The 1,573-nt window shown below is 69.5% G+C and carries 1 protein-coding gene; it reads right to left on the minus strand.

Translation table 11 applies throughout. From position 1 onward, the window contains the following. Positions 1-318 precede the first annotated feature (318 nt). Positions 319-1,440, minus strand: a complete 1,122-nt coding sequence (locus tag AAAX75_RS10030; RefSeq protein ID WP_349092073.1) for an IS110 family transposase — start codon at positions 1,438-1,440, stop codon at positions 319-321. Between the last annotated feature and the right edge of the window lie 133 nt (positions 1,441-1,573).

Genomic DNA, 1,573 nt, shown 5'->3' on the forward strand with positions numbered 1-1,573 from the left:
TCGTTTCACGTCACCTTGCTCGCTCTGGCGGGCTTTCGCTCATATGACCCAATCCGCTGTCAAGAGCCACAATGGCCCCGCCGACCGCTTGCAATCGGTCGGCGGGGCCTGCCGTTAACCCGTCCCGGTCCGCCCCCGGCATGTCATCGACGCCTTCGGCTCAGTCTCATATCCGCGGATACCGTTCTGTCGGCCCGCACTCCATTCCTTCGGCGGGGTTCCCCAAGTCTGTCGAGGCGCATGCGGAGGGCTCCGCGCGCACAGCGAAATAGGGGGTATCCCCGAAGGCCGCCCGGCTCGCCGGGACGGGGGCCATGTCTATTCCGCGCCCTCCCGGCACATCATGCCGAGGGCCCAGAGCCACCTCACGAGCTCGGCCGCGGTGGCCGCGTTGGCCTTCGCCGCGGGCATGCCGCGGGCGAGCATCTCCTCGCGCCGCCGCAGGAGCCGCTCGGACCCCTTCCTCCCGTGCATCCTTATCTCGAGGGGCACGCCCGTGTCCCTCGGCATGAGCTTCGGCTGGTGCCGTGCCGCGGCGTAGCACCATGAGCCCTCAACGGCCAGCTTCCTCACGAGCGCGTTGCCCGCACCGCTGATGCCTCCGAGCCGCACGGAGTCGCCACTCGACCTCTGACTCGGCGCGAGGCCGAAATAGGCCGTGACCTGCCTTCCGGAACGGAACCTCGTGAAGTCGCCGACCTCGGCCGAGAAGGCTGCGGCCAGCGCGAAGGCGCAGCCCTTGATCGACTGGAGGGCGGCCACCTCCGCGGCGATCGGGCTGGCATCCACGGCGGCCCTGTACTCGGAGAGCAGGTCCGCCCGGGCCTCCGCCGCGGCCTCGACCTCGTTCCTCAGGGCGGCGAGCGTCCGAACCCCGCCATCGTCCTCCGGCCTGACCTTGTCGAGCCACCTCAGGAAGTCGTAGGTCCAGTACTTCCTCGGGTTGCCGGCGGGCGTGGCGCCGCCGTAGACGAACCCCCGCTTTGCGAGGAAGGCGAGCAGCCGCTGCTTGGCGGTCGCCAGGCGCGCGGTCGCCCCGTCGTAGGCGCCGGCGAGGTCCCTGATGCCTTCGACCTCGGGGGAGGGGGCCCATACGGGGGAGATGTCGTGGGCGAGTATCGCCTTGGCCATCCTGGCGGCGTCGTTCCTGTCGTTCTTGGAGGCCGAGTCGGCGGCCGACCTGGGGATCTTCGAGACCGCGGCGACGACGCACTCGACGCCGAGCCCGGCGAGCCCCCTTTGCGGGGCGAAGCCGAGGTAGCCGCTCTCGTAGGCCGCGAGCGACGGCCCGGGGAACCCATCCATCCACCCGGCGATCTCGCCCCAGGGGTTGCCGGGGAACCTCCTCGTCACGGCCTCGCCGGTGTCCGCGTCGAGGGCGCAGACGGTGGTCGACCTCAGGTGGACGTCCATCCCGAACGCGGTAGAATACTTTGGCATGGGAGCCTCCCAACCTCGTTGCGGCGCGGCTGCGCCTATGGCACTTCAACATCATTGTCGCAGCCCCGACCCGCGGTCACGAGCGGGGGCTCCTATCTTTTTAGTGCCCTCGGATTGGGTCATAGTGTCTGTC

It is taken from the genome of Collinsella sp. CLA-ER-H7 (assembly GCF_040092345.1).
Classification (GTDB): Bacteria; Actinomycetota; Coriobacteriia; order Coriobacteriales; family Coriobacteriaceae; genus Collinsella.